General features: G+C 65.6%; 26 protein-coding genes and 2 tRNA genes. 13 read left to right on the top strand and 15 right to left on the bottom strand.

Annotated elements, in window-relative coordinates:
• Positions 1 to 39: 39 nt before the first annotated feature.
• Positions 40 to 1,959: a long-chain-fatty-acid--AMP ligase FadD32 gene (fadD32, locus tag ACQPZ2_RS02360; RefSeq protein WP_433524101.1), complete on the bottom strand. Its 1,920-nt coding sequence runs from the start codon at positions 1,957 to 1,959 to the stop codon at positions 40 to 42.
• Positions 1,960 to 2,066: 107 nt separating this feature from the next.
• Positions 2,067 to 3,317 (bottom strand): KasA/KasB family beta-ketoacyl-ACP synthase, encoded by a 1,251-nt coding sequence (locus tag ACQPZ2_RS02355; protein ID WP_433524100.1) that lies wholly within the window; start codon positions 3,315 to 3,317, stop codon positions 2,067 to 2,069.
• 239 nt (positions 3,318 to 3,556) lie between these two features.
• On the opposite strand from ACQPZ2_RS02355, the gene ACQPZ2_RS02350 reads away from it, so the two are divergent.
• The 3 genes from ACQPZ2_RS02350 (at position 3,557) to ACQPZ2_RS02340 (ending at position 6,156) form a co-directional block, all read left to right on the top strand.
• Positions 3,557 to 4,711, top strand: coding sequence for a DNA cytosine methyltransferase (locus tag ACQPZ2_RS02350; protein WP_433524099.1), 1,155 nt, complete (start codon positions 3,557 to 3,559; stop codon positions 4,709 to 4,711).
• Between the two features lie 13 nt (positions 4,712 to 4,724).
• Complete coding sequence (locus tag ACQPZ2_RS02345; RefSeq protein ID WP_433524098.1) at positions 4,725 to 5,147, top strand: very short patch repair endonuclease; 423 nt, start codon at positions 4,725 to 4,727, stop codon at positions 5,145 to 5,147.
• A 298-nt stretch (positions 5,148 to 5,445) separates the two neighbouring features.
• Positions 5,446 to 6,156 carry a DUF998 domain-containing protein gene (locus tag ACQPZ2_RS02340; RefSeq protein WP_433524097.1) on the top strand — a complete coding sequence of 237 codons (711 nt, stop codon included), beginning with the start codon at positions 5,446 to 5,448 and terminating at the stop codon, positions 6,154 to 6,156.
• Here ACQPZ2_RS02340 and ACQPZ2_RS02335 read toward each other — a convergent pair.
• Positions 6,153 to 7,721 (bottom strand): esterase-like activity of phytase family protein, encoded by a 1,569-nt coding sequence (locus ACQPZ2_RS02335; RefSeq protein ID WP_433524096.1) that lies wholly within the window; start codon positions 7,719 to 7,721, stop codon positions 6,153 to 6,155. The genes ACQPZ2_RS02340 and ACQPZ2_RS02335 overlap by 4 nt on opposite strands.
• Before the next feature lie 71 nt (positions 7,722 to 7,792).
• Here ACQPZ2_RS02335 and ACQPZ2_RS02330 point away from each other — a divergent pair, with 71 nt between their 5' ends.
• Entirely contained in the window at positions 7,793 to 8,203 is a 411-nt protein-coding gene (locus ACQPZ2_RS02330) for a RidA family protein (RefSeq protein ID WP_433524095.1), read from the top strand.
• A 10-nt stretch (positions 8,204 to 8,213) separates the two neighbouring features.
• Positions 8,214 to 8,942, top strand: coding sequence for a maleylpyruvate isomerase family mycothiol-dependent enzyme (locus ACQPZ2_RS02325; protein WP_433524094.1), 729 nt, complete (start codon positions 8,214 to 8,216; stop codon positions 8,940 to 8,942).
• Here ACQPZ2_RS02325 and ACQPZ2_RS02320 read toward each other — a convergent pair.
• The 5 genes from ACQPZ2_RS02320 to ACQPZ2_RS02300 are packed head-to-tail and all read right to left on the bottom strand — an operon-like array spanning position 8,905 to position 12,560.
• Positions 8,905 to 9,357 carry a hypothetical protein gene (locus ACQPZ2_RS02320; RefSeq protein ID WP_433524093.1) on the bottom strand — a complete coding sequence of 151 codons (453 nt, stop codon included), beginning with the start codon at positions 9,355 to 9,357 and terminating at the stop codon, positions 8,905 to 8,907. The two genes, ACQPZ2_RS02325 and ACQPZ2_RS02320, sit on opposite strands and share 38 nt — an antisense overlap.
• The gene (locus tag ACQPZ2_RS02315; protein WP_433524092.1) at positions 9,354 to 10,502 is read right to left on the bottom strand and encodes a molybdopterin-dependent oxidoreductase; all 1,149 of its coding nucleotides are present in this window, start codon (positions 10,500 to 10,502) and stop codon (positions 9,354 to 9,356) included. Before ACQPZ2_RS02315 ends, ACQPZ2_RS02320 begins: the two co-directional genes overlap by 4 nt.
• 41 nt (positions 10,503 to 10,543) lie before the next feature.
• Positions 10,544 to 11,200 carry a methyltransferase domain-containing protein gene (locus tag ACQPZ2_RS02310; RefSeq protein ID WP_433524091.1) on the bottom strand — a complete coding sequence of 219 codons (657 nt, stop codon included), beginning with the start codon at positions 11,198 to 11,200 and terminating at the stop codon, positions 10,544 to 10,546.
• The gene (locus ACQPZ2_RS02305) at positions 11,197 to 11,892 is read right to left on the bottom strand and encodes a TIGR04282 family arsenosugar biosynthesis glycosyltransferase (protein WP_433524090.1); all 696 of its coding nucleotides are present in this window, start codon (positions 11,890 to 11,892) and stop codon (positions 11,197 to 11,199) included. Before ACQPZ2_RS02305 ends, ACQPZ2_RS02310 begins: the two co-directional genes overlap by 4 nt.
• Complete coding sequence (locus ACQPZ2_RS02300) at positions 11,889 to 12,560, bottom strand: glycosyltransferase family 2 protein (RefSeq protein ID WP_433524089.1); 672 nt, start codon at positions 12,558 to 12,560, stop codon at positions 11,889 to 11,891. The genes ACQPZ2_RS02305 and ACQPZ2_RS02300 overlap by 4 nt, the downstream gene beginning before the upstream one ends.
• A 124-nt stretch (positions 12,561 to 12,684) precedes the next feature.
• Here ACQPZ2_RS02300 and ACQPZ2_RS02295 point away from each other — a divergent pair, with 124 nt between their 5' ends.
• The 3 genes from ACQPZ2_RS02295 to ACQPZ2_RS02285 are packed head-to-tail and all read left to right on the top strand — an operon-like array spanning position 12,685 to position 15,724.
• Positions 12,685 to 14,007, top strand: a complete 1,323-nt coding sequence (locus tag ACQPZ2_RS02295; RefSeq protein ID WP_433524088.1) for a hypothetical protein — start codon at positions 12,685 to 12,687, stop codon at positions 14,005 to 14,007.
• 3 nt (positions 14,008 to 14,010) lie between these two features.
• A complete protein-coding gene (locus tag ACQPZ2_RS02290; protein ID WP_387295711.1) occupies positions 14,011 to 14,706 on the top strand; it encodes a response regulator transcription factor in 696 nt (231 codons plus the stop codon).
• Positions 14,699 to 15,724, top strand: a complete 1,026-nt coding sequence (locus ACQPZ2_RS02285) for a sensor histidine kinase (protein WP_245720862.1) — start codon at positions 14,699 to 14,701, stop codon at positions 15,722 to 15,724. Before ACQPZ2_RS02290 ends, ACQPZ2_RS02285 begins: the two co-directional genes overlap by 8 nt.
• Before the next feature lies 1 nt (position 15,725).
• Here the strand turns inward: ACQPZ2_RS02285 and ACQPZ2_RS02280 are convergent, their stop codons facing one another.
• The 4 genes from ACQPZ2_RS02280 to ACQPZ2_RS02265 all read right to left on the bottom strand — a co-directional run bounded on the left by ACQPZ2_RS02280 (position 15,726) and on the right by ACQPZ2_RS02265 (position 19,364).
• Positions 15,726 to 16,778: an NAD-dependent epimerase/dehydratase family protein gene (locus ACQPZ2_RS02280; protein WP_433524087.1), complete on the bottom strand. Its 1,053-nt coding sequence runs from the start codon at positions 16,776 to 16,778 to the stop codon at positions 15,726 to 15,728.
• Between the two features lie 522 nt (positions 16,779 to 17,300).
• On the bottom strand, positions 17,301 to 17,918 hold the full coding sequence (locus ACQPZ2_RS02275; RefSeq protein WP_433524086.1) for a carboxymuconolactone decarboxylase family protein: 618 nt from the start codon (positions 17,916 to 17,918) through the stop codon (positions 17,301 to 17,303).
• Positions 17,919 to 17,920: 2 nt separating this feature from the next.
• Positions 17,921 to 18,244 (bottom strand): hypothetical protein, encoded by a 324-nt coding sequence (locus ACQPZ2_RS02270; protein ID WP_433524085.1) that lies wholly within the window; start codon positions 18,242 to 18,244, stop codon positions 17,921 to 17,923.
• A gap of 46 nt (positions 18,245 to 18,290) precedes the next feature.
• Positions 18,291 to 19,364, bottom strand: coding sequence for a nitric oxide synthase oxygenase (locus tag ACQPZ2_RS02265; protein ID WP_433524084.1), 1,074 nt, complete (start codon positions 19,362 to 19,364; stop codon positions 18,291 to 18,293).
• Between the two features lie 468 nt (positions 19,365 to 19,832).
• Between ACQPZ2_RS02265 and ACQPZ2_RS02260 the strand changes: the two genes are divergently transcribed.
• Together ACQPZ2_RS02260 and ACQPZ2_RS02255 are read left to right on the top strand one after the other, a co-directional pair.
• The gene (locus ACQPZ2_RS02260) at positions 19,833 to 20,939 is read left to right on the top strand and encodes a HoxN/HupN/NixA family nickel/cobalt transporter (RefSeq protein ID WP_433524083.1); all 1,107 of its coding nucleotides are present in this window, start codon (positions 19,833 to 19,835) and stop codon (positions 20,937 to 20,939) included.
• Positions 20,940 to 21,024: 85 nt separating this feature from the next.
• Positions 21,025 to 22,089: an alpha/beta hydrolase gene (locus ACQPZ2_RS02255; RefSeq protein WP_433524082.1), complete on the top strand. Its 1,065-nt coding sequence runs from the start codon at positions 21,025 to 21,027 to the stop codon at positions 22,087 to 22,089.
• On the opposite strand, the gene hisC is transcribed toward ACQPZ2_RS02255, so the two are convergent.
• A complete protein-coding gene (gene hisC / locus ACQPZ2_RS02250; protein WP_433524081.1) occupies positions 22,086 to 23,168 on the bottom strand; it encodes a histidinol-phosphate transaminase in 1,083 nt (360 codons plus the stop codon). The genes ACQPZ2_RS02255 and hisC overlap by 4 nt on opposite strands.
• Positions 23,169 to 23,264: 96 nt before the next feature.
• Between hisC and ACQPZ2_RS02245 the strand changes: the two genes are divergently transcribed.
• From ACQPZ2_RS02245 to ACQPZ2_RS02235, 3 genes are all read left to right on the top strand, one after another.
• Positions 23,265 to 24,005, top strand: a complete 741-nt coding sequence (locus ACQPZ2_RS02245; protein WP_433524080.1) for a dienelactone hydrolase family protein — start codon at positions 23,265 to 23,267, stop codon at positions 24,003 to 24,005.
• A 91-nt stretch (positions 24,006 to 24,096) separates the two neighbouring features.
• Positions 24,097 to 24,186, top strand: a tRNA-Ser gene (locus tag ACQPZ2_RS02240).
• A gap of 40 nt (positions 24,187 to 24,226) precedes the next feature.
• A tRNA-Arg gene (locus tag ACQPZ2_RS02235) sits at positions 24,227 to 24,302 on the top strand.
• A gap of 95 nt (positions 24,303 to 24,397) precedes the next feature.
• On the opposite strand, the gene ACQPZ2_RS02230 is transcribed toward ACQPZ2_RS02235, so the two are convergent.
• Complete coding sequence (locus ACQPZ2_RS02230; protein WP_433524079.1) at positions 24,398 to 25,693, bottom strand: tyrosine-type recombinase/integrase; 1,296 nt, start codon at positions 25,691 to 25,693, stop codon at positions 24,398 to 24,400.
• 27 nt (positions 25,694 to 25,720) lie between these two features.
• Positions 25,721 to 26,119 (bottom strand): helix-turn-helix transcriptional regulator, encoded by a 399-nt coding sequence (locus ACQPZ2_RS02225; protein ID WP_433524078.1) that lies wholly within the window; start codon positions 26,117 to 26,119, stop codon positions 25,721 to 25,723.
• Positions 26,120 to 26,265 lie beyond the last annotated feature (146 nt).

Here is a 26,265-nt window from a genome sequence, read left to right as displayed (position 1 = left end):
ATGGCCGCTACTTCAATTCTACCGCCGGATAACCCGAGCTCAGACGTTCATGTGCGCCGATTCCACCGGCGCGTCCGGGAAGTCCTGCTGCTGATGGCCGCCGCGCAACGTGCCCTCCAAATACGCGACGCGGCAGGCGCGCCGGGCGATCTTGCCGCTGGACGTGCGCGGAATCGAGCCCGCCGGAACCAGCAGCAGGTCGCGCACCGTGACGCCGTGGCGCTGTGCGATCGAGCCGCGCACGATATCGGCGATCGGCTGCGGATCCAGCTTCGCCGCGCCGGTACCGCGCTCGGCCACGATGACCAGCTGTTCCGAAGTGTCATCGGCGTCGAAGGCGAGTCCGGAATGGCTGCCCTGTTCGAATACCGACGCGGGCAATTGATTCGCGGGCACCGAGAATGCCGCGACGAATCCGGGCCGCAGTGCGGTGTTCGATTCCTGCGCCGAGAATTCCAGATCCTGCGGGTAGTGGTTGCGACCGTCGACGATCACCAGATCCTTCACCCGGCCGGTGATATACAGCTCGCCTTCCAGGTAGACACCGAAGTCGCCGGTGCGCATCCACTTCGCGTCCGGATCGGTGCCCTGTGCGTGACTGCCCTCCGGTAGTCGCTGCGCCAAGATGTTGTGGAATGTCGCGACGGTCTCATCCGGCCGACCCCAGTACCCGATGCCCATATTGTCGCCGTGCAGCCAGATTTCGCCGACTTCGCCGTCAGCGCGCTCGATGCCGGTTTCCGGATCGACGATCGCCGCCCACTGCGATAGCGCCACATAACCGCAGGACACCTGCGCGATCGAATTCTCCGTGCCCTTGGGCACTTCCACCATCCGGCCCGCATTGAGCTCATGGCGATCGACGTAGACGACTTTCGCCTCGTCCTGGGCTTTGGTCGCGGAAACGAACAAGGTCGCCTCGGCCATGCCGTAGCACGGCTTCAGCGCGGTCTTCGGCAGACCGTACGGCGCGAACGCCTCGTTGAATTTCTGCATCGACGACACCGAAACCGGCTCGCTGCCGTTGATCAGCCCGATCACATTCGAAAGATCCAGTTCCTCATCGGCTTTCGGCTTACCGCGAGCCGCCGCATGTTCGTATGCGAAATTCGGTGCGGCCGCGAAAGTTCCGGCGCCGTCGGAGGCGGCGGCCAATTCCTTGATCCAGCGATACGGCCGCCGCACGAAAGCGCTCGGCGACATGATCGTGATGAATCCGCCGCCGATGGTCGGCAGGATCACCGAAAGCAGACCCATATCGTGGAACAGCGGCAACCAGGTGACGCCGCGCGAATTCTCTTGTACCCCAATGGCATCGATCATCTGCAGCAAATTGGTGCCGACCCCGCGGTGGGTGATCTCGACACCGGCCGGGGTTCTCGTGGAGCCCGAGGTGTACTGCAGATAGGCGACGCTGTCGATATTGATTTCCGGTCGCATCCAGGTCGAGCCGACGCTGTCCGGAATCGCGTCCACCGCGATAATCCGCGGACGCTGGGCCGCCGGGAGGTGCCGGAAGAAGTTCCGCACCCCCGCCGCGGCCGAACCGACTGTCAGAATCGCCGATGGTTTGCAGTCATTGAGCACCGCATGCAGGCGATCGGTGTGACCCTGCTCCTCCGGATCGAACAGCGGCACCGCGATATTGCCCGCGTAAACCGCCGCGAAGATCGAGACGACGTAATCCAGCCCCTGCGGGGCCAGCACCGCCACCCGATCACCCTGCCGAGTCACCTGCTGCAGCCTGGCCGCGACGGCCCGCAGCCGCACGCCGAATTCGTGCCAGGTCAATTCGATGTACTCGCCGTCGCGCTCGCGCGAGTAGTCGATGTAGCGGTAGGCGAGCCCGTCGCCGTTCTCCGCGCTGTGCTTGTCGACGAAGTCGATCAGGGTCTTGTCGTCCCGGATTTTGATATTGCCCTGATCGTCCAAATAGTCGTCGAAGGTCTCGTCGATCATCGCCTTATCCTTTTGCCAACGCAGGCACTCGGGCCGTGCGATTACACCGAACACAGGTCGATTACGAAGCGTCGGGAAGGCTAGCAGGTACGCCTTCCCGACTCGGCTCAGTACCGCCCGAAAGCGATCGCGACGTTGTGCCCGCCGAAACCGAACGAGTTGTTCACGGCGTAGTCGATTCGTCCGGGTCGGGCCTCGCCCTTGACCACATCGAGCTCGATTTCCGGATCCTGATTATCCAGATTCAGCGTCGGCGGAACGATTCCGTCGCGCACCGAGAGCACCGTCAGCACCGATTCGAGGGCGCCGACCGCGCCGATCGAATGGCCGAGTGCGGATTTCGGCGCGTAGACCGAAACATGGTCGCCCACGGCGGCATTGATGGCCTGCGCCTCGGCGGTATCGCCGATCGGGGTCGCGGTCGCGTGCGCATTGACATGGCCGACATCGCTTTTGCTGATACCGGCCTTCTGCATGGCCCTGGTCATCGCCCGCGCGGCGCCCTTGCCCTCGAGATCGGGGGCGACCAAATGGAATGCGTCGGAAGTGATCCCGGCACCCATCAGCCGTGCGTGAATCGTCGCGCCGCGCGCCTTGGCGTGCTCCTCGGTTTCGATGACCATCATCGCGCCCGCCTCACCGAAGACGAATCCGTCGCGATCCTTGTCGAACGGTCGCGAGGCGGCCCTCGGGTCCTCGTTGCGGGTGCTCATGGCGCGCATCATGGTGAATGCCGCGATCGGCACGGCCTGGATGGAACCCTCGACCCCGCCGGCGACCACCATGTCGGCATCGCCCATCACGATCATCTGCCAGGCATTGGCGATCGCCTCCGAACCCGACGAGCAGGCCGAGACCGGCGTCACCACACCCGCTTTCGCACCGAGTTCCAGGCCGACGCAGGCGGCCGCGCCGTTGGGCATGATGCGCTGCACGGTCAGCGGCGACACCTTGCGATAGCCGCCGTTCTGCAGCCGGTCGCGCGCCTCGGTGATGAATTCGCCGCCGCCGAGGCCGGTGCCGATGGCGACGCCGAGGCGGTTCCTGTCCACCTCCGGACTGCCCGCATTGCGCCACACCTCACGGGCCAGCACCACGGCCATCTGCTCCACATACGACAGCTGCTGCCGCTCCTGCCTGGTGAGGCAATCCGCCGGCTTGACCTTCAGATGTCCGCCGATGCGCACGGGTAGCTCGAACTGCTCGATAAAGCTGTCCTCGAGGACATCGATGCCGCTCTCGCCGTTGAGCAGGCCCTTCCAGGTGGAGTCGACATCACCGGCGATCGAAGTGGTCGCCGCCAGACTGGTCACGACAACGTTGGGATAGTTTCCGTTCTTGGTGGACGGAATCTGCATTTCGCTCACTTTCCTGGCGTCACTCTTGGGATAAACCGGGAACTGCGCGTGGAAGGTCATCGAACGACCGAGCAAACCGTGATTCGACCGTGAGCATTGCTCGGGGTATCCGGTCGGATCGGGTGCTCGACACATTACCGTGGCGGCCGCTGGTCGTCGCATTCGATGCTCGAGTAACCTGCTGAGCGGATACGCAGCGCTGGTGGTTCCGAGCGATCCGCGAGCAACCGCGAGAAGGGATGACTGTGACGGGCGGGCGGATGGTCGGGCTGTTCGCCGGTATCGGCGGGCTGGAGCTCGGCCTCGGGCGCCACGGCTGGCACACCGAGCTGCTGTGCGAAATCGATCCCGGTGCGCAGGCGGTACTCGCCGCGCGCTTTCCCGGTATTCCGTTGCAGGGGGACATCACTCGGCTGCGTGCCCTGCCCGCCGGGACCGAGCTGGTCGCCGCCGGATTTCCCTGCCAGGACCTGTCGCAGGCCGGACGCACCGCTGGCATCACGGGTAAGCGCTCCGGTCTGGTGGACGAGGTGTTCCGGCTGGTACGCCGTCAGCGTGGACCGCGCTGGCTGTTGATCGAGAATGTGCCGTTCATGCTGCAGCTGGGTCGCGGGGCCGCCATGCGGCACATCACGAGCGCGCTGGAGGAGCTCGGCTACACCTGGGCATACCGGTTGGTGGACGCGCGCGCGTTCGGGCTGCCACAGCGCCGTCAGCGGGTGCTGATGCTGGCCTCGCGTACCGAGGATCCGCGCCGGGTGTTGTTCGGCGACGATGCGGGACCGCTCGATCTCGGTGACCCCGAACAGGATCCGTGCGGCTTCTACTGGACCGAGGGTGTGCGCGGGCTCGGCTGGGCGGTGAATGCGATCCCGACGCTCAAGGGCGGTTCGGCACTGGGCATCGCGAGTCCGCCCGCGGTGCGGTTGCCCTCGGGCGAGCTCGTCACGCCGGGCATCGTCGACGGCGAGCGGCTGCAGGGCTTCGACGCCGACTGGACCGAACCGGCGACCACGGTGCCCGGAATTCGGCACGGACACCGATGGAAGCTGATCGGGAATGCGGTGAGCGTGCGGATGGCGTCCTGGGTCGGCGCGCGGCTGGCCGAGCCGCTGGACCCGATTCCCGGCGACGAGCCGTTGCCGCCGGGACGGCCGTGGCCGGTCGCCGCGTGGGGTCGCGCCGGAAACGCCTATCGGGTGCCGGTTTCGACCTGGCCGGTGCACCAGCCGTACGAGGACCTGCAGCATTTCCTCACCGATTCACGACTGCTCTCGGCCCGTGCGACCGCCGGGTTCCTGCGGCGCACCGGAATGGGCAATCTACGGTTCCCGCCCGGATTTCTGGCCGATGTGGAAAGTCATCTCGATCGGATGGGCGGCTGGGCGGCATGAGGTTCGAGACGTCATGAACCCGGCTCGGCATCCGCTCACCGACGCCGCGACCAGCGCGCGGATGGCCCGTCAGCGGCGGACCGGAACCCGGCCCGAACTCGCGCTGCGCCGCGAATTGCATCGGCGCGGACTGCGCTATTACGTCGATCGGGCGCCGTTGCGCGGGCAGCGCCGGCGGGCGGATCTGGTGTTTCCCCGGCTGCGCGTGGCGGTGTATGTGGACGGATGTTTCTGGCATCGGTGTCCGCAGCACGCGACCGATCCGAAGAACAACGCGCAGTGGTGGGCGGACAAATTGAGCGGAAATGTGGCCCGTGACCGGGCCACCGATGCGGCGCTGGCAGCCGAGGGGTGGCTGGTGATCCGTGTCTGGGAACACGAGGACGCCATTGTGGCGGCGGACCGGATCCAGACGGTATTGGCCGCGAGACGCTAGCTGACCCTTTCGAGCGACCTGCAAGCAGTCGCTAGCGGCGTTCCCGCACCCGGACCAGCGAGCGCGGCGCGTGCGCGGCCAGGTAGCCCGACACCGCCATTACCGTCAGCACCAGCATTCCGGCGATGGCCGTTGTGATTCCGATCATGGGGACCTCCTCAGTTGTACCAACCATCGCCGACGGACCTGACAGAACCCTGTGTTCGAGTTGGTAATGAGGTGTGTGGCAGACCTGTCGGTGCGGACACACGCATCTACTGTTGATCACCGGACCAACGAGGAGGCGGAGAATGGTCCAGTGACTGATAGCCGGAGGCTCGCCGAACGACACGTCCGGGTGGCCTGCGGGCTCATCGCGGCCGCGATCGCGATCGCCGGACTCTGCTATTCGTCGTGGTTGCTCGAGTTCGTGCTGAAGATCGACGTCGATCCGGTCAACTCGTTCCTCAGCGAACTCGATGCCGTCGGCAAACCGCATCGCGAGTTGTTCGCGACCGCCGACAAGATCGTCGGCGCATTGCTGATGCCCGCCGCGATCGCCGGACTGCTGTTATTTCCGCGCCGCAGATTCACCACCATCGGCTGGGTCGCGCTGTTCTGCTTCGGCGCCGCGACCATCGGCGACGTGCTGCTGCCGCTGCGCGACTGCACCCCGCAGGACAACACCGAATGCGGCGGCGGTGGCAGCGAACTGTTCCCGCAATTGCATCAGCCGCACGCGCTGACCAGCACCGTCGCGGTCACCGCTATCGCCGTCGCGACCTTCGCGTTCAGCGTGGCCGCCTTTCGATACCACCGCTGGCGGATCCTGCGCGAGGCGGGCGTGGTGGTGCTGGTGATCGGGTCGGCGGCGACCGTGTGGATGTTGGTCGCCGACAACCTGACCGGCAATTACGCGCTCGGTATCGCCCAGCGGATCCAGGTCGGATCGATGTCGCTGTGGCTGATCACATTGGCGGCCGCGGTGATTCTGGAAGGCCGCGAGTGGGTCGAGAGTGATTCGAGTTAGCCGACCTTGATCTCGACCGTGTGAGTGTCGAGTTTCGCGGGCAATTCGGTCGTGTCCACCTCGAGGATTTCGCCGGTGTCCTGCAGGCCGTTGGGCAGGGTCTTGGGTTTCAGGCCGAAGGGTGGCTGGTCGCCCTTGCTGGCGGCGAGGCCGAAATCGCTGTCGTTGGCGATGTAGAGGGTCTTGCCGCCGTCGAGCGTCGCGACGCCCTCGATCTTGTCGTGACCGAAGAACTTGCCGTCGGCGTTCAGGCTCGTGACAAGGGCGGCGAAGTCCAGGTTCGCGGTCTTGGCAGCGGGGGTGACGCCCACTGTCTTCAGCGCCGCCGTCGCGTCATTCGTCGAAACGGAGCCGACCAGGGTTTCCAGCGGCTTGCCCTCGATCTGAAGGCCGCCACGTTCCGGATCATATTGTGCGCCCGGGACCTTCGAGTCCGGGCCGACGTCCGTGGCGCCGGAGATATCAATGGTCCACAGCTTCTTATCGGCCTTCGGAGGCAGGTTGCCGTCGCGTTCGTCGACCAGGAAAGTGGTGGCGCTCAGCGCGGTGATCTCGGAGTCGGCGACCTTGGTGGTCTTCGGATCCTGCAGCGGGAGGACGAATTCCTTGACCGCCTTGGTTTTCAGGTCGACGGTGACGATGCGGGTCATCGGCACGTCTTTGGCCGAATCGCCGAGGCCGGGAGTATTCAAGCCGCTCTGCACGACGCCGACGAGGGTGCCGCCGTCAGGGGTGATGGTCAGGCCCTCCATGCCCTGGTTCGGGGTGCGCAACGAAAGTTCCTTGGGCAGACCCGATCCCGGGGCGAATCGCTCCAGCTCAGCACCCTTGGCGTCGAAATGCACCAGGAACGGGCCGTATTCGTCGGAGACCCAGAAGGTTCCGTCGGGCAGGGCGACCAGCCCCTCGGGGTCGAGGCCATGGTCGGTAGACGGCAGGACATTTCCGGCGAGATCCTTGATGGTTTCGCCGGTGCTCGCGGCGACGTCGACCTGGCCGTTGAACGGGGTGCCGTTGGCGGTGTGCAGATCGATCGTGGATTGCAGGACCGCGCGATTGCCGACCAGCTCGAATCGACCGATCTTCGGCACGAAACCCGGTGTCGGGGTGAGTTTCTCGTTCTTGCCGGGACCGTCGACGTTGGGGCCGCGATCGGTGAGTCCGTAGAACTCGCCCGCTGCGCCGGGCACCGGGGTCCATGCGGAGCCGTAACCGCTGGCCTGCACGGTGGTGCCGCCGAATTCGCCGAGCGGCGCAATGTCGGTGGTGTACAGGCGAACCGCGTCGGTGGTGGTGACCTTCAGCTCGTCGGTGCCGGTGTAGCCCGCCTTCGGCTGGTATACCAGTGCGCCGTCGAGGCGACGGGTCAGCGTGCCGTGTTCCGGATCGGCGATCGTCACGGCGGCGGTGCCGCCGGTGGCGGCCAGCAGGTCGTCCAGGGAGATCACCAGCGGCTGGTCCTTGGCCACGGTGAAGTCGGCCTTGGTATCCGAGGACGAGCAGCCCGCGGCCAGCACGCCCACACAGAGGACGGCGACCGCGGTGATACGAGAGTGCGCTTTCATCGTGTCTGCCTATCGCAGACAGCCGACAAAAGCCCTACGTCCGAATGTCCAGTTGATGTCATGCTGTCGCCATGGGTTATCGGATGAATATCGCGTCGGGCTCGGAGTTCGAGGATATCGTCGGCTACTCCCGAGCGGTGCGCGTCGGCGATACCGTCGCCGTCAGCGGCACCACGGCATCGCTGCCCGGTGGCAATGCGGTCGGCGGCGACGATATCGGCGAACAGACTCGAGAAGCACTGCGCCGCATCGGCACCGCGCTCACCGAGGCGGGCGCGAGCCTGGCCGATGTCGTTCGGACGCGGATCTTCGTCACCGATATCGCTCGCTGGCCCGAGGTCGCGAAGGCACATTCCGAGGTATTCGGCGATATTCGCCCGGCCGCGTCGATGTACGAGATCAAGGCGCTGATCACGCCCGCGCTGCTGGTCGAGATCGAGGCGGACGCGATTTGTGCGACGCTTCCGCGTTCGGATCGCTAAGGTCGGTTCGGTGACCAGCGACGCGCCGGAGACCACCGTTCAGCTCGAAACCGTCGCCGCGGCGACGAACCGTCTGCTCGACACCATCCGCGGGCTCGACGATGACGTGACCGTGCCCTCGCTGCTGCCCGGGTGGACGCGGGGACATCTGCTCGCGCACCTCGCACGCAATGCCGACAGCCTGGTCAATCTGCTGCTCTGGGCGCGGACCGGAATCGAAACACCGCAGTACGCCAGCATGTTCATCCGGGATGCCGATATCGAGGCGGGCGCGCCGCGGCCACTCGCCGAGCAGTTGGCCGATAACGAAACGTCGGCGAATCGCTGGCTGGCGCTTGCGCAGACCGCTCCCGAGGAGGCGTGGACGGCGACCGTCCGGACCAGGCAGGGGCGGGATATTCCGGCGACCGAGGTCATTTGGATGCGGCTGCAAGAGGTGGAGATCCATCATGTCGATTTGGCAGCCGGTTACCAACCTGGTGACTGGCCGGAGGATTTCGTTGCTCGGCTGCTTCCGCGGGCTACTGCTGATTTGACGAAGGGGTTTGCCGCTGAGGGTGATCCGGCGACCGCGTTCGAGGTGCGAGCCACGGATACGGGTTTCACCGCGACCATCGGGAGCGGGTCTGCGGACCACACCGTCAGCGGGCCCGCATCTGCGCTGCTCGCCTGGCTCCTTGGCCGTTCCGAAGGCAAAGATCTCAGTGGCGTGCTGCCGACGCTTCCCGCATGGAAATAGCATCCCGAGGTCCACGGCGGGACCGGCGGGCCACCGCGTGGGCGAGCAAGACCAGCGACCACACGAGGATCAAGGCGACTGCCAGTCCGACGGGATAGTCGCGGTCCAGGACGGTGGGATTGCTCGGCATGCCGTCGCCACGGTCGAGGACCGGGAGGGCGATCAGTACCAGCGCGACCGAGCAGATGGCACCGCAGGCGGTGACGGCCCACCAGGTGCGTGGCAGCAGGTGGCGAGCGGTGAGCCCGAGTGCGGCGCAGATCGGGGCGAAGACCGCATCGTGCAGCAGGATCCCGCCCGCGAACCAGATCGCGATCGAGTCGAGATCTGTTGGGGGTAGGTCGAATAACGCGCTGATGCCGTACCAGCCGAGCCAACTGCCGAGGAGCAGGAGCAGTATGCGGGCCGTGATCATGGCAGCACCTCGATTTCGGACAGCCATTTCGTTTGCAGGACGCCGGGTCGGTTGGGTGCGATGAGACGGCATGGGTAGCCGTGGTCCAGGTCGAGGGTTTCGCCATTGATGGTCAGGGCTACCAAGGTGCTGTCGTCGACCGCATGACGTTGCGGGAGAATCGAACTCCCGTAGATGCCGGTTTGCTCGAGCGAGCGGAAGCGGATATCGCCACCGGCATAGTCGCCGACCGCCGCCAGCAAATCCAGCAGGCGCACCCCGGACCAGTCGGCTCCCGCGCTCCAGCCCTCGACGCAGGCAATCGGCAAGCGGGCCTGAGTCTGCGGCAGGGAAAGCAGTTCGTCCCTGGCGAATTGGCGCTGCCGATCGCCGATGGTGACCGTCAACCGGTACTCGGGATCACGGGCCCGGTCACCAACCCCGGCTGCCGTGGCCGATCGGTTGACCGGAACGCCCTGTGGCCCGTGCCCACTGCGCGGCGCGAGCACGGCAGCCCAGCGCAGGAACGGAATCGTCTGCCCGGCAACAGCCAACCCCGCTGCGACGGCAGCGACACCGGCACCCGTCAGCACCGCACGTCGCGAGATGTGCGGCCGGGTACCGGTGTCGGCGGGCGGTTCGGTCGGGGATTCGACCAGCCGATGTTGCAGCGCGTCCCGGATGACGGGAAGTTTGACGGACAAATGCACGGCGAGTGCGCCGACGGCGACATAGGCCATGGCGTAGTGCGCGGTGGGGAAGAAGAACTTCCACGGGTAGTACTGGGCGATATTGAGGAGCCCGGTCGACAGCTGGAAGATCGTTGCGCCGACCAGGATCGCGATGGAGCCGCGTTCGAGGATTCGTAGAGCCGAACCGATGATCGGGCGGTGGAACAGTCTGGGGTACACCGCCCAGAGCTTCACCAGCAGCAGTGGGATCGCGGCGACACCCGAGATCACATGCGCGCCCTGGGTTACCCGATACAGCCAGACTGGATGGGCGGGCCACCAGAACCAGCTCGGTGGATGCTGAATCCAGTGGCTGAGCAAACCGGTGCCGAAGCACAGCAATATCGCGCTGCCCAGAGCGATCCCCACGCGACTCGCGACCGCGGGTCCGCGTGCGGTTGTCACCCGTGGGCGCGCGGTAGCCGGGAAATTCATACGAAATCGCCCTGGTGATTCCATCCAGCTGCCGCGCTTCATCACAACGCCCACCGACTACGCGAAGCGGGCCTGCCCGATCGCAACCAGGCGATATGCCGACCGGACACCTCCATCGCCGTCACCATGCGGAACCCGGCCGCCGCGGCCAGCTCTTCCGCGCGATCGATCCCCACGCGCGCCCACGGAAACCATTCCCCCACTCGGTCTCTCGTCTCCAGCCGAATCGGATTCGACACCACACCCGCACCGGGACGGGCGAATTCGACCACGGCGATGCCATTGCGAGCGAGGAGTTCGCCCGCGCGGGTCAGCAAGCGGACCGGATCGCCACCGATCCCGATATTGCCGTCCGCCAGGATCGCGTACGACCAACGGCCGGAGCCGGGCAGCGGTCCGAACAGGTCGCGCCGCAATGCGGGCGCTCCACGAAATCTGGTGGTGGCCACGGCCATCGGCGAGATATCGACACCCAACGCGATCACTCCGCGCTGCAGCAGGGCCGTGACCAACCGTCCCGGACCGCATCCCAGATCGAGCGTCGGTCCATCGCAACAGCAGGTCAGCGCGGCATCGGCCGGACGGTCGGCGGCGTCGAAGCCCAGCCAGCGCCGGGTGCGCAGGGGATGGCGTCGTCCGTCCGTATCGCGTACCCAGCAGTCCTCCCCGGCCAGCGCGAGATCGAAGATATCGCTCATCGGGGTGCCAGCAGGGTGTGGTGCAACTGGTGGATCAAGCGCGCGAACCGCCCGTCGGATTCGCGCGCCACCTCCAGTGCGTCGGCGAAGGTGTCGACATCGTTGTAGCGCGGCAGCGAGCGCATGCGAAGTCCACAGCTCCGCATGGCTTCCAAGGTGAGCTCGCCGGTTCGATCGGTCGACATGGGAACGTCGACGAGCGTGCGCGCCGCCTGAGGTGTCGGCAGCCCGAGTGCCCACCAGCCGCCGTCGTCGGCGAGACCGAGCAGTGCGTCACCGCGCAATACCAGCTCGCGCGCGGCCCAACTCAGCACCTCCGGGCCGATCTGTGGTGTGTCCATGCCGATCTGCAAGACCGGCAGCCCGTATCGCGCGGCATCGGCGTGCGCGTTGGCCAAGCGTTCGCCGAAAGACGTACCACGCTGCGGGATGACCTCGAAATCGGTCAGTGCCCTTGCCACTTCATCCGCACACTCCGCATCCGCGAGCTCGCCGGCGAACGCGACGACATGGTGCGCGACCGGACTCCGCGACATCGACTCCAAGGTGTCCAGCAGCGATGCCGCAGCGACTCGGGCCGCATCGGGAGGCGAAAGCGGCGGTGTCAGACGTGTTTTAGCGAGACCGGCAATCGGGGCCTTGGCCAGCACGAGCAGTGTCGCGGCCACGGGCGAGGGTCGAAAGTAATTCATCGCAGCACCGCCAGGAAGTCGCGAGTGGCGCGCACAGTGCCGAGCCACGATCCGGATACCTTCGAAACTCCACCCGCCCGTGGCCGATACGCGATATCGCGCTCGACCACACGCCACCCCGCCCCCGCCGCGCCGATCAGCAGTTGCAGCGGATATCCGGAGCGGGTGTGCAGCGGTCCGAGGGAAAGCAGAGCGGCCCGGCGGGCCACCCGCATGGCACCGATATCGTGCACGGGGAGCCCGTATCGGCGACGCAACCGCCCGGCGATGACTCGATTGCCGAGCCGCGCATGCCACGGCCACACACCCCGGCGCACCGGCTTACGCCGTCCGACCGCCAAATCGGCACCGGCACGCACCAGTTCGACCAGCGGCGGCAACTCCCTCGGATCCATCGATCCGTCGCCGTCGAGAACGGCGACCAAATCCGTTCTGGCCGAGGCGATCCCGGCTTGCACGGCAGCCCCGTAGCCAGGGCTCGTCTCGGATACGACAGTGGCGCCGCACCGGCGGGCCACCTCGGCCGTCGTATCGGTCGAACCATTGTCCACGACCAGCGCATGGAACCCGGCCGGGATGGCCGCGAGCACACCTGGCAACGCCTCAGCTTCGTCTCGGCACGGGATGACAACGGTCACGCCGCCCGGGTTGTGGAGGGTCTCGGTCACCTTCTCGACGCTAGGCCAGCCCGGCCGGATCAAGGCCGCAAAACTGGTGACGAAACAGTGACGTCCGCATTCAGAACCGCTCGAGCACCGGTTTTCCCGGCGCTTCGGCCCTATGGTGAGGGTCGTGCATGACGTGACGGAGGCTGCGACACGGCCGCGCGGCCGGATACGTGGCGAGTATCTGGGGGCGGGCATCGCCGCCGCGCTCACCCTGACAGCATTTCTGGTACCGCGAATTGCCAGCGAACATTGGCGGAGCAAGCTCTACGCGGGTTCGGCCCCTATCTTCGGCAACTGGTTGCCGCATGTCGGCTGGGGTTCGGTACCGGCCATCGCGATCGCGGTACTGGTCATCCGTTTCGGTCCTGGGATGGCTGATTCGCTGCCCTGGCGAAGGCTGCTCGCCACGTCTTGGGTGACTGCTCTGGCCTGGGCCTTCGCCTTGGCCATGATCGACGGCTGGCAGCGCGGATTCACCCGGCGACTCGCCGACGGCCACGAATATCTGTACGAGGTCCCCGGCGTCCGCGATATCCCGGCCATGCTGCGCGGATTCTCCGGCCGCATCCTGGATTTCCAACCGGACTCCTGGACGACCCATGTGTCCGGGCATCCACCCGGCGCGCTGCTGTTCTTCGTCCTGCTCGATCGCATCGGCCTGCGCGGCAGCGGTTGGGCGGGACTGGCGTGTGTGCTGATCGGATCCAGCGCCATCGTCGCGGTCGCGGTCACGCTGCGTGCGCTCGGCGCCGAGGAACGAGCCCGAAAGGCATTGCCTTTCTTGACAATAGCGCCCGCCGCGATATGGATCGCGGTTTCGGCGGACGCCATGTTCGCGGGCGTCACGGCATGGGCGGTGGCCCTGCTGGCGATCGCGATCCGGCGGCCGTGGGTCGCGGTCGCCTCCGGTGTGCTTTTCGGGCTCGGCATCTACCTCAGCTACGGCCTCGTGGTCATGGCACTACCCGCCGTCGCGGTCCTGGTCGCGAGCCGAACCGGCCGACCGCTGCTACCTGCCGTATTCGGTGCGCTGATCGTCGTGGTTGCCTGCACGCTGGCCGGTTTCTGGTGGCTGGACGGCTATCACCTGGTGGTCGAGCGGTACTACCAGGGCATCGCCTCCGAACGTCCGTACGCGTACTGGGTCTGGGCGAATCTCGCCGCCACCGCCTGTGCGGTCGGCCTGGCCACCGCCGCCGGTTTACCGCGCGCGCTGCGCAGACCATTCGATGCGACCGGGCTCTTGGTAGCTGCGGGATTGTGCGCGATATTGGTGGCAGACCTCAGTGGCCTGAGCAAGGCGGAGACCGAGCGCATCTGGCTGCCGTTCGACGTCTGGCTGCTCGCCGCGACCGCGTTTCTGCCGCGGTACACCGCCCGAGTCTGGCTATTCCTGCAAGCGCTCGGCACGCTCGTACTCGCCCACACGATCCTGACGAATTGGTAATCCATGAGCATTCTGATCGCCGACGACGACCCACTGGTCCGTGATGTGGTGCGGCGCTATCTCGAACGCGACGGACTGACCGTAGTGGAGACCTCGGACGGCGCCTCGACCATGGCACAACTCACCGAACCCACCGGCGACCCCGTCGAACTGGCCGTCCTCGACGTGATGATGCCCGCCCCCGACGGCATCGAGATCTGCCGCGCGGTGCGTTCCGGACCACGACCGGACACCCCGATCATCCTGCTCACCGCACTCGGCGACGAGGACGATCGCGTGCTCGGCCTGGAGGCGGGTGCCGACGACTACGTCACCAAACCGTTCAGCGCCCGCGAACTCGCATTGCGGGTCGCCTCGGTGCTGCGGCGTTCGCAGGCGACGCGGCAGCCGAGCACGGAGGTACTGCGCGACGGCGCGGTCGAGGTGCGGCCGGATTCGCAATCGGCGCTGGTGGACGGCAGGCCGGTCGACCTGACCGCGCGCGAATACGATCTGCTCGTCTTCCTGCTACGCCACCCGCACCAGGTGTTCAGCCGGGAGGAACTGCTGGCCAAGGTGTGGGGCTGGGATTTCGGCGACCTGTCCACGGTCACCGTGCATATCAAGCGGCTGCGGGCGAAACTCGGTGACCGGCACCGGATCGAGACGGTATGGGGCCGCGGCTACATCTGGGGCCGGAATGGAGAATCCAGTGCCTGAGAACACACTGCAATTGATCGGCTACGTGCTGGCCTGTTCGCTTCCGATCGTCGCCATCGGCGCGGCGATCCTGCGCGCCACCAGCAATCGATCCATGACCGCGAGCATGGCCGTGCTTGTGCTGATCCCGACGCTGTCCACGCTCGCGGGCATTATCGGGGTCAGCGGGTTGATGTTCACCGATGAACTCGAGCGCACGGCGGTCGTGCTCGCGGTCGTCGCGGCGGTCACCGTGCCCGCCGCCCTGCTGCTCGGGCGAGAACAGGCCCGAAAGACGGTCTGGGAGAAGCAGATCCGCGAGCAAGAGCGGATGGCGGAGCGCTCGCGCCGCGAACTCGTCGCCTGGGTGAGCCACGACCTGCGGACCCCGCTGGCCGGTATCCGTGCGATGGCCGAGGGACTTTCCGACGGCGTGGTCACCGGCACCGACGATGTGGCGCGCTACGCGGAACAGATTGTGCGCGAAACCGATCGGCTGTCGGTCATGGTCGATGACCTGTTCGAAATGTCGAAGATCAATGCGGGTGCGTTGCGTTTGGAATTGGAGCCGGTCGATCTGCGCGAGTTGATCGATGAGGTATTGGCCGCCAACCGACCGAATGCCGAACGCGCCGAAGTCCTGCTGCGCGCGGAACAGCCGGACTCCGAAATCGTTGTCGCGGCGAGCGATCGAGCCCTCGGCCGCGTGCTCACCAACCTGGTCTCCAATGCGATCGCGCACACCCCACCAGGCGGCGAGGTAGCGATATCCGCGGGTACCTCCAACGGCGAGGCTTGGGCGCGCGTCGACGACACCGGCCCCGGAATATCCGAGGCCGATCTGCCACGAATATTCGAGGTCGCCTATCGCGGCACGGCCGCTCGCTCCCCCGTCGCCTCCGACGGCGTGTCCTCCGGCAGTGGTATGGGCCTCGCGATCGCCGCCGGTCTGGTCGAAGCCCACCACGGCGACATCAGCGCCGAGAATCGAGAGCAGGGCTGCCGCTTCGAAGTTCGGCTACCGCTCAACGGAAACTGAACTACGCGACCGGCGCACCCGCCCCGGCAACCGCCCGCAGCGGTGCGAAGGCGAATTCGGCAAGACCGGCGTGCGGATCCACCCGTGCGGTGAATCCAAGAACGCGTTGCGCCTGTTCGGGGCTCGCGACGATATGCCGCACATCGCCGGGGCGATAGCGTCCGGTGATCACCGGTTCGGGACCACCGCGCGCCGCGGCCAACGTGGTGGCTACCGCGCCGATGGTGATCGGACGTCCCGAGGCGATATTGAGCGGCACGAAACCGGTATGCGCGTATTCGACCGCCGCGAGATTCGCCGCAGCGATATCACTGACGTGCACGAAATCCCGCGCCTGCTCGCCGTCTTCGAAAACCTGCGGCGGCTCACCTGCCTCCAGTGCGGATCGGAAGATCGCGGCGACTCCGGAATATGGTGTGTCCCTCGGCATATCGGGGCCATAGACATTGTGGTAGCGCAATGCGGTGACCCCGGATTCGGTTACCGCCGCCCACGCGGACGCGTAATGCTCCTGCGCCACTTTCGCCGCCGCATAAAGACTCCGCGGCCGCAACGGAGCATTCTCCGGCACCGCCTCCCAACTCACAATCTCATCCGAATCCGGATCCCGATGCTCGAACATCCCGCGCTCGAGATCCCCGCGCCTGCGCACCCCGACCTCAACGGTCCGAGCCCCGCGATATCGCCCCTCCCCATAAACCACCATCGATGAAGCCAGCACCAACCGGCGACACCCGGCCCGATCCATCGCCGCCAGCAAAACCGCGGTCCCCAAGTCGTTATGACTCGCATAAGCGGGCGCATCCTGCGCACTCACACCCGCACCCACCACTGCGGCCTGATGACAAACCACATCGATCCCCCGCAACACCGAATCCAGCGCGTCCGCATCCCGCACGTCGACCAACCGGACGTCCTCCGGAACAACCGCACCGACTCCGTGCGCCGCGGGCAGCATCACATCAATCGCCACCACCTCATGCCCCGCACCCACCAACTCCCGATGCACACGCGTCCCGATAAAGCCCGCCGCCCCGGTCAGCAATACCCGCATTTCACCACCACCCCGAGTCCTTGTGCCCAACCCGCCCGCAACCCATTCCATCGTTTACCGAGGTCATGCCCCCGATTCTGCAGCCAAGCCCGCGAAATTCGCCGCAACCCGGCCACGCCGTCAGACTTTCGTCACGATCCCGGGCTGCGGCCCGACCGACCGTCGATGCGAACCGACGGATCGTGCCGCAACTACCGAATTCCGCGATCGCCGCAGCGGCGGCCTGCGGCGCGGAAGTCGTGACTCGATATGGGCCGAGTTGTTTCATTCGGCACCTCGAAACTCGCGGCAGCCACCCACCTCGAGCACGCCGTAACGCTCAGCTAGTGCCGCGTCCAGCTAGCTCCTGAGGTAGTCGAAATCCGTCGAGCACAGTGGTATGGCGGTGCCGCGGGGCGTGTCGTGCAGCGTTTCGACTGCGCTCGGCGAGCGAGCCGGATCTGATGGCGCGGCAACCTATCTGGACAGGCACTAGAAGGCCGACTCCGCCGCTTGCCGAAACACCCGCGCGAGCAGCAGATTTCAAGCGCCCCGGGAAAGGTAGCGGACGGGAGGCGGGGTTCGGTAACCGAAGGCTTTGATGAAGCGTGCGCCGATTTGGGCTTCGTCGGCTTCGAGCGCCTCGGCGCCCACGGTATTCATCACACGGTTGATGACGTTGAAAAGGGTTGCCACCCAGACGGCTTCGTCGAACGCCTCGGCGGTGACGCCAGCCGCACGGACTTTGTCGGCGTCGCCCGGGGTGAGGCCGTCGGGATCGCGGACCATTTTGCCGACGAATTCGAGCATGGCACGAGCTTCGGGGCGCAGGGGCGAGTTGTCGCCGTCGGCCAGGGCTTCATCGACCAGGTCCGAGGCTATATAAGCGCCCGCGATACCTCGGTGGGCGGAGTCGCAGAAAGGGCATTCATTGGACTGGGAGGTCCTGGTTGCGAAGATTTCGCGTTCGGCGACGGTCCAGAAGGATTCACCGCGCATGGCGTCCTGGATGAGGTCGGACAGCGGGGTGCCGAAATAGCGGTGCCGGTAGCAGATGACCTTCATGACCGCGGGAACCTCGGTGCGACCCAACCGGTGCATGGTCGCGAACATGATTCGGGCCGGAAGTTCTTGACCGGATTCGACTGCGTCGAGCCACATTTTCAGCACCCCTCCCAGGAGCGGCGGGCGGCGCGCAGCCGTCGGTCGGCGGCGCCGTAGGCCGCGACCACGGCCGCCTCGAAGATCTCGTCGTCGCTGCGTCCCGCCTCGGCCAGCGTCGTGATGTTCTTCTCGGTGAGCCGATACGAACGTTCGGCGACCAGCTCGGCGAAATCGGCGAGATCATCGGGGACCCCGGCCGCACCTTCTTCACCTGAGGACCGCGCCCGAATCGACCGCCGCACCTCCACCGGCAGCCGTCCCGGCGCACCTTCGAGATGCGCGCCGAATTCTTCCCATTTCGAGCCCATGGAACGCCGTGCCATGGCCCCATTCTTGCCCATCGACCGCACTGCCGCTGCCGAACGAAGATCAGATTTCACCTTCCCCGCCGAAGTCCCGCCGCACGAAATTCGGGCGCAGATCCGGCTCGGGTTCGTCGTAGTAGCGGTGGAAGGTCGGGGTCGCGCCCGACGAAATCGGCGGATTGACCCAGCTCCAGTCGGTCGGGCATTTGCGGCCCGCGGCCTGCTCCCGATCGACGTGGTCGCAGAACTGCTTGGCGACCGTGTGATGGTCGACGATATACACCCCGGCCTTCCGAAAGCTGTACAGCACAGCACGATTCAATTCGACCAGGGCTTGGTCGCGCCACAGTGAACGCTCGTATCTGGTATCCAGGCACATCATTTCGGCAATGAGCGGCAACATGTTGTACCGGGTGGTGTCACTGAGATTGCGTGCGCCGATTTCGGCTCCCATATACCAGCCGTTGAACGGTGCGAACGGGTAGGTGATGCCGCCGATCTCCAGATTCATATTCGAAACCGCGGGCAGCGCATGCCATTTCAGACCCAGTCCCGCGAACCAGTCGAATTCGGGATGTTCGAGTTCGACCTCGCGGGCCAGTTCGGGCGGGATGTCGAACCAGCGGATCGGCTCGTCCGGAGTGCTGATGAGCACCGGCAGGATGTCGAAGGGCGTGCCCGCGCCGCGCCAGCCGAGCTTCGTGGCGAATTCGGTGATCGCGATATTGGCCGGATCGCCGGTGACGGTGCCGTCACCGTTGCGATAACCGGCGTAGCGGATGAGTTGTGGACTGACGATGCGGAATTCGCGGCCGTCGGCCTGGCGCGGTGGTCCGACGGTGATCATTGATTGGATGGCGCCGCCGTTGGTCGCCATATGCAGGTGCTGCCAGCACACCTCGGCCAGATCGCGGGCCGAGCGCACCCGCCGCGCGTCGAGCAATTTCAGTGATCGCCAGTGTTTTCGCCCCACGCAGCGAGCGTGGTTGCGCCACGCGAGCTTGGCGCCGATCAGGATCTCCTCGGCGGTCTGCACGTAGCTGCCGGTTTGTTGGAGTTGCTCCACAGCGGTGCGGCGGCGGTTCGTGGATAGATGCGCGAGTTCGGGCAATCGGAAGAACTCATCGCACTCCCGCATTCGCCTTTTCAGATCGAGGCCGAAAGGTTTTGTGTCAGCGGAGCTTTCGAGCGATATGACGGGTAACGCTTGATTCACGGTTTTCTCCGGTCGGGCATCAGGTACTGCGGCTAAACAGACAGGCATTGATCGAGCAGAGAATTTCGCGCGCGGAGCGCAGCTGACACCGGGCTACGCCGGAGGTCCGCGCGGTAGCCTCCGCGTTGCGGGGAACCGAGATGCGGCAGGCGGTTTCGGAAGCGGAGCCGCGCAGGCTGTCGGGTTGCCGATCGCGCGCACAACATCATGACCTGGCTGCTGCCGTTTGCTGTCCACGATCATGCTCGTCCCAATCGACGCCTGAAAACGCCCGCACAGCAGCCTAAGACCGGTGTGCTGGCCGTGTGCCTGAATTCGACGTAATGCCTGTTCGGAATCTGCCGGACACTGGCAACTGTTTGCCGATCGGCCCGAACCCGACCGACCTGTATGTTGCGCACGCAGTACCGTTATACGAACGGTTCATCCAGCAGTGAGGATTGGCTCGTGCGCAGCGTTGTCGGTATGGCGGTGACCGTGCTGGCGCTGCATGTCATCGGCTGGGGGACTCTGCTGTTATTCGTGGCGCCGGGACATCACGTGGTGCAGGGCGCGGTGTTCGGAGTCGGTCTCGGCGTCACCGCATACACCCTCGGCATGCGGCACGCCTTCGACGCCGACCACATTGCCGCGATCGATAACACCACCCGAAAGTTGGTGGCGGAGAACGGCAAGCACAGGGTGCAGACGGTCGGCTTCTGGTTCGCGCTCGGCCATTCCAGCGTGGTGTTCATCCTGGTCGCGCTGCTGGCGTTCGGGGTGCGGGCACTGGCGGCGAATCTGGAGGACCAGGATTCGGGGCTGCAGCGGTGGACCGGGCTGTGGGGCACCGGCGTCTCGGGCACCTTCCTGATCGTCATCGGTCTGCTGAATCTGGCCTCGCTACTCGGCATTTGGCGCGTCTTCCGACGGATGCGGAAGGGCGACTTCGACGAGGCGCAACTCGAGCGCGAATTGGACAGCCGGGGCTTGTTGAACCGGGTGCTCGCGCCGGTGGTGCGGCTGGTCGAGAAGCCGTGGCAGATGTTTCCGGTCGGGCTGCTGTTCGGACTCGGCTTCGACACCGTGACCGAGGTCGGGCTGCTGGTGATCGCGGGCGGCGCGGCCGCGACGGGGCTGCCTTGGTATTCGATTCTCGTACTGCCCGTGCTGTTTTCGGCGGGTATGGCGCTGTTCGATTCGCTCGACGGCTCATTCATGAGCTACGCCTACGACTGGGCCTTCGCCGAACCGGTCCGCAAGATCTACTACAACCTGGTGATCACCGGACTGTCGGTGGCGGTCGCACTGCTGATCGGCGGGCAGGAGATCGTGTCGATCTTCGCCGAACGGCTCGAAGTCGAATCCGGAATCGTCGCGTGGATCGGGAATCTGGATCTGGGTGATCTCGGCTACATCGTGGCGGGTCTGTTCGTGGCGACCTGGGTGGTCGCGGCGGCGATATGGCGCTTCGCCGGAGTGGAACGCCGCTGGCAGGGTGACCTTGCCCCGAAGTAGCCAGTCCGAGTGCCTCATATCACATACCAACCGGCATGTTTATCGCTGGCGCGCCTACTTTCGCATTTCTGGCAGGATGGGCGCCATGCTGTCTCGGCGCGAGGTGCGGCGTTGGGTCTCCAGCGCCATAGTTGGCGTCGCACTGATTGCCGGTGCGGCGGTGTTCGGTCCACCCCCGGTGCTAGCAGCGCCCGGCGACCAGCCCCGCCCGAATACCGGCTCAGCGGATGGTCCCTCCCCGGCGGAGCCGACCGTCCCCGGTGTCGAGCAGGCTTCGATCGATCGGATCGTGCCCATCAACGACCGGTGGCTGCGGGTGTGGGTGAATTCACCCGCGATGAGTCGCGCGGTCGAGGTGCAGGTGCTGCTGCCGCGCGAGCAGAACCATCCGCGGCCGACCGTCTACATGCTCGATGGGCGCAGTGCCGAGGCGGAGAGCAACAACTGGACCGAACTCGGGCACGCGGACAAATTCTTCGAAGACAAAGACGTGAACGTGGTGCTGACGGTCGGCGGACCGGCCAGCTTCTACACCGACTGGCAGCGCCCCGATCCGGTGCTCGGCACCAATATGTGGGAGACCTTCCTGACGAAGGAACTGCCGCCGCTGATCGATGCGAAGTTCAACGGCAACGGACGCAATGCCGTCATGGGCGTCTCCATGGGCGCCGAGGCCGCGATGATGCTGGCCTTCCGGCAGCCGAAGCTGTACACGGCGGTGGCCGCGCACAGCGGATGCTTCTCCATGGGCACCGATCTCGGACAGGCGCAGGCCCGTGCGGTGGTCGCGACCTACCGTGGCGGACCGGACAATATGTTCGGCGATCAGCACGATTCCGCCTGGCTCGACCACGACGTGCTGCTGCACGCGGAAGCGTTGCGCGGCAAGGCGATCTACCTGTCGGTCGGCAGCGGACTGCCCGGTAAATACGACACCCCGAACAACCCGGATCTGGTCAGCACCATCGGATTCGGCGGTCCGCTGGAGGCCGCGACCAATATGTGCACCCGCAGGCTGGCCGATCGGCTCACCGCGCTCGGGATTCCGGTCACCGCGAACTTCCGGGCGACCGGCACGCATTCGTGGCCGTACTGGGCCGACGAGTTGGGCCTGTCCTGGCCCACGATCTCCCGGGCGTTGGGCGTTTAGCCGATTCCGAAGCGCGCCAACACATCCGGATCGGTCGCGAACCGCAGGAACTGCTCGTTCTCGTGCGGATCACCGGTGGTCACCCGCACACCGTCGGTGCCGTACGGCCGCAGCAGCACCCCCGCCTCCGCGCTCACCTCACCGTATTCCGCGCTGCGCTCGCCCAGCGGCAGCCAGAGGAAGTTCGACTCGCTCGGCGGCACCTGGTAGCCCGCGGCCAGCAGTGCGTCGCGCACCCGATCGCGTTCGACGACGAGATTGTCGGTGCGGTCGAGTAGCTCGTGCCGCGCCTCCAGCGAGGCGATCGCGGCCGCCTGCGCGATCCGGTTCACGCTGAACGGGATGTGCACCTTCAGCAGCGCGGTGATCACCGCCGGATCGCCGACCGCATAACCCGCGCGCAGCCCCGCCAGACCGTACGCCTTGGAGAAGGTCCGCAGCACAACGACATTGGGCCGATTGCGGCCCAACTCGACACCGTTCGGACGCTGCTCGGGGGTGAGCCGCATGTATTCGAAATAGGCCTCGTCGAGCACGATCAGCACGTGCTCGGGGATCGCGTCCAGGAAGCGGACCAACTCGGCCTCGCCGACCGCGGTGCCGGTCGGGTTGTTCGGATTGCAGACGAAGATCAGCTTGGTGCGCTCGGTCACCGCGGCGGCCATCGCATCCAGATCGTGCACATGCTCTCGCGTGAGCGGCACCTGCACGGCGGTCGCATTGCCGACCTGGGTGACGATCGGATACGCCTCGAAGGAGCGCCAGGCGAACAGCACCTCGTCGGTCGGTGCGTCACAGGTGATCTGCACCAGCTCCTGACACAGCGCGACGCTGCCGCAGCCGACCGCGACGTTCGCCGAGGAGACGCCGAGGAAGTCCGCAATGGCCGCGCGCAGCTCGGTGACCTGATTATCCGGATAGCGGTTCGCCAATTCCGCGGCCTCGGCGATGGCCTTCGCGGCGGAGGGGAGCGGACCGAAGGTCGTCTCGTTGCTGGCGAGCTTGACCGCGCCCGGATGGTTGCGGCCGGGGACGTACGCCGGGATCGAATCGAGGTCCGGCCGGATGTGCGCTGTCACCGTTCAACCATATGCCGGGTCCAGGAAAATCTGGGCGCCAGGGCCGCTCACGTGCAATTTCTCGCGAAGATCAGCAGATCCACCTACCCTTGTTTCATGTCGGGCATTTACGACGATATTGCGCCGCTACGTAGTCGCGACGACATCATTTCCGGTTCGGACCCACAACCATCGACCGACGATCGGCTTCGGACCGCCAGCGCCCAGGTGCCCATCACGGTGGCCGAGCCGGAGGGCAATGCGCGCGGCGGCATCGTGGTGCTGCACGAGGCCCGGGAGTTCACCGGGACATTGCTGGAACTCATGAAAGCCCTGGCGACCGAGGGCTGGACGGTGGTAGCGCCCAATCTGTTCCATCGCATAGACGGCGAGCCCGCGCAGGAGGTTTTCGGCGACGAGCTCTTCGACGATTTCGACGCCTGCTTCGACTGGCTCACCCGCCGCGGCGTCTTCCCGGACTGCATCGGCGTGCTCGGCTTCGACCACGCGGGCACCGCGGCCTTCCTGGTGGCGACCAATCGCCCCGTCGGCGCCGCGGTCAGTGTCGCCGCATCCGGCATCATCGAACCGCTCACCGACGAGGCCGATGCCCTCATCCGCGCGGCCCCCGATCTGCAGGCGCCTTGGCTCGGACTCTTCGGCGCCGACGACCCGGACACCCCACCCACCCAGGTGGACCAACTGCGGGACGCCACCGCCCGCGCCGCGGTCGCCAGCCTCGTGGTGACCTATCCGGGGCTGCACCACCGAGCCGACCGACCCGGCGGTGAGGAAGACTTCGATCTCATCGATTCCCAGACCCGGATTTTCGACTGGTTCGACAGCAATCTTCGGTGATTACCTGGCGTTTTGCGATCTGGACGTCGGCTACTGTAACCTTCCTGTTCGGCGGTTCGAAAGGACCGGTGCCCTCGAAGAGAAGGCTCCAGGAGGCGTGCCAGAGCGGCCGAATGGGACTCACTGCTAATGAGTTGTCCCTTCACGGGGACCGGAGGTTCAAATCCTCTCGCCTCCGCCACACCCCGGTTCGCCGGGGCTATACAACTGAACACAGGCATGCGCCCGTAGCTCAACGGATAGAGCATCTGACTACGGATCAGAAGGTTAGGGGTTCGAATCCCTTCGGGCGCACCATATTTACCAGGTCATGACCTTTTTGAGGTTGGATCAGTCCGTAATATCGGACCACCACCAAAGAAACACCAAGAATTCGGCACCAAAAATATCCGTCACCTGGCCGTGCCTAGTCCCAGCTCCAGCACGGCCGAGGAGTCCGGTGCCTGCTCCGGCGAGACAATGTAATGCCGCTCCGTGACACCCTCACGAGAATGCCCCAACTGCTTCGCGGCTGTCTTCGAATCCGACGCCTCAGCGATCAGCGTTGCGACCGTCTTCCGGAATGTGTACTGAGTTACATCCTTGTACAGAGTGCCTCGTGCGTCCCGCCATGTCCGATTGAAGTTGTGCGGATCGCGGAGCACTCCACCCCGGCCGGGAAAAACGAGCGGAACCTTGTCCTCAACCTCCACCACACTGCCACCCACTTCGCGCAGCGCCTTCACCTGACACATCCGCCCGTGCAGCGGGTCGGCTCGCAACCGCTTCAACATGCGGGTCGTGAACTCGGGAAGGGCAACGACGCGGTACCCAGCATCGGACTTCGCCCATTCCTGCCGGAACAGCCCCTTCCTGGTGAGCCTGACGACGGTCGCCGACACGGTGAATGTCGCCGGTTCCGCCTCGAGATCGAACTGGTCCCAGGAAGCCGCCAACGCTTCTCCCGGGCGCACGCCGGACCCGAGGATCAAGTCGGCTACGTCGACCACGACCCGATCACGCTTCGGGCCGTGCGTATACGCGGCAGTTCCCGGAATCTTGTTCCCTGCCAGCCACTCCTGAAGCTGAGAACGCAAGCCGTCCAAGCGTTCCCGTTCGATGATCTGGGGCTTGGTCGTGCGTCTGCGCATGCGGGAGGTGTCACGTACGGGGTTCTCCTGGAGGGCGCCGTATCGGACGGCGACCCCCATGATCCCGGTCAGAATGACCTTGTGCAGTCGCGCCTTCGACTTCAGTCCGGCAGCAACGATCGACTGGATGTGTTCATCGAGTCGGCCTGTATCCGCTTCCCACACACGAAGATTGCCGATGGCGGGACGCAGCTTGACCGCATTCTTTTGAGCGCGCTTGTCATCGCTCGCATCTATCTCAGCCTTATATCGGTCGTACGACTGCTGGCCTACGCCTTCGTCTCGTTCCACCTCGTCAAGCCACATGTCCATTAGGACAGTGAGGCGGGTATCCCGGGTGACCTTGCCGCGGGTGCGGCCCTTGTACTGCTTCTGACGGGCCGTGAGCTTCTTCCGTAGCCCCGTCTTGGCTTTGTTCTCCGTTGTTCCGGATGCATCTACGAGGCGGCCCTTGCCGTCGTAGTCTCGGAACGTGGCCCAAGCCCTCCAACTCCCGTCTTTCTGCTCTTTGGTGCCTATGTCGCCGTAGCTGCCGAGTTCGGTGGCTGGTCTTGGCACTGCGGTTTTCCTTCCTTCGGGGTTTGCTTACGCTGCTTCGGGCTGCTCGTCGGTATGCACCATGCGGGCCTCGAGGTAGGCGTCCAGGTCTGTGAGCCGATACATGCACGAGTTGCCGGATGGCTTCGAGTAGCGGGGGCCTTGCCCCTTGGCGGCCCAGTTCGCAAGGGTGCGGGGGTGAACACCCATGTATTCACCTGCTTCTTCACGAGTGAGCCATCGTTTGCCGCTGCCAGAGTCGGGCGAACTCACACCGCCGGACCGGGTCGGATCCTGCAGGTCGGCGGCGGTCGACGTGGGGCCTGCATGCGCAGTCCGGTACACATCCCCGCCGCTAGCGGCAGCATTACCGTTCCCATCGAAATAGGGTTGCGTTAGGCTCCTTCTTCCCGCCGATTGGCGGAATTGCCCTGGCCCAGTTGCCATTCAGTAACCTCCTATTGCCCCTGCGCTTGCAGGTCAGCCAGCATCTCGCCCTCGTGACCCTTCTGCGATACGAATCTCGATGTCCGCCTTGGGAACTGCGGCGTCGCGGGGCCAAGCAGCCCATGCCCCCGGCGCGGTCGCACTCC

It is taken from the genome of Nocardia pseudovaccinii (assembly GCF_050942345.1).
Taxonomy (GTDB): domain Bacteria; phylum Actinomycetota; class Actinomycetes; order Mycobacteriales; family Mycobacteriaceae; genus Nocardia; species Nocardia pseudovaccinii.
This window is presented reverse-complemented; position numbering and strand designations above follow the sequence as displayed.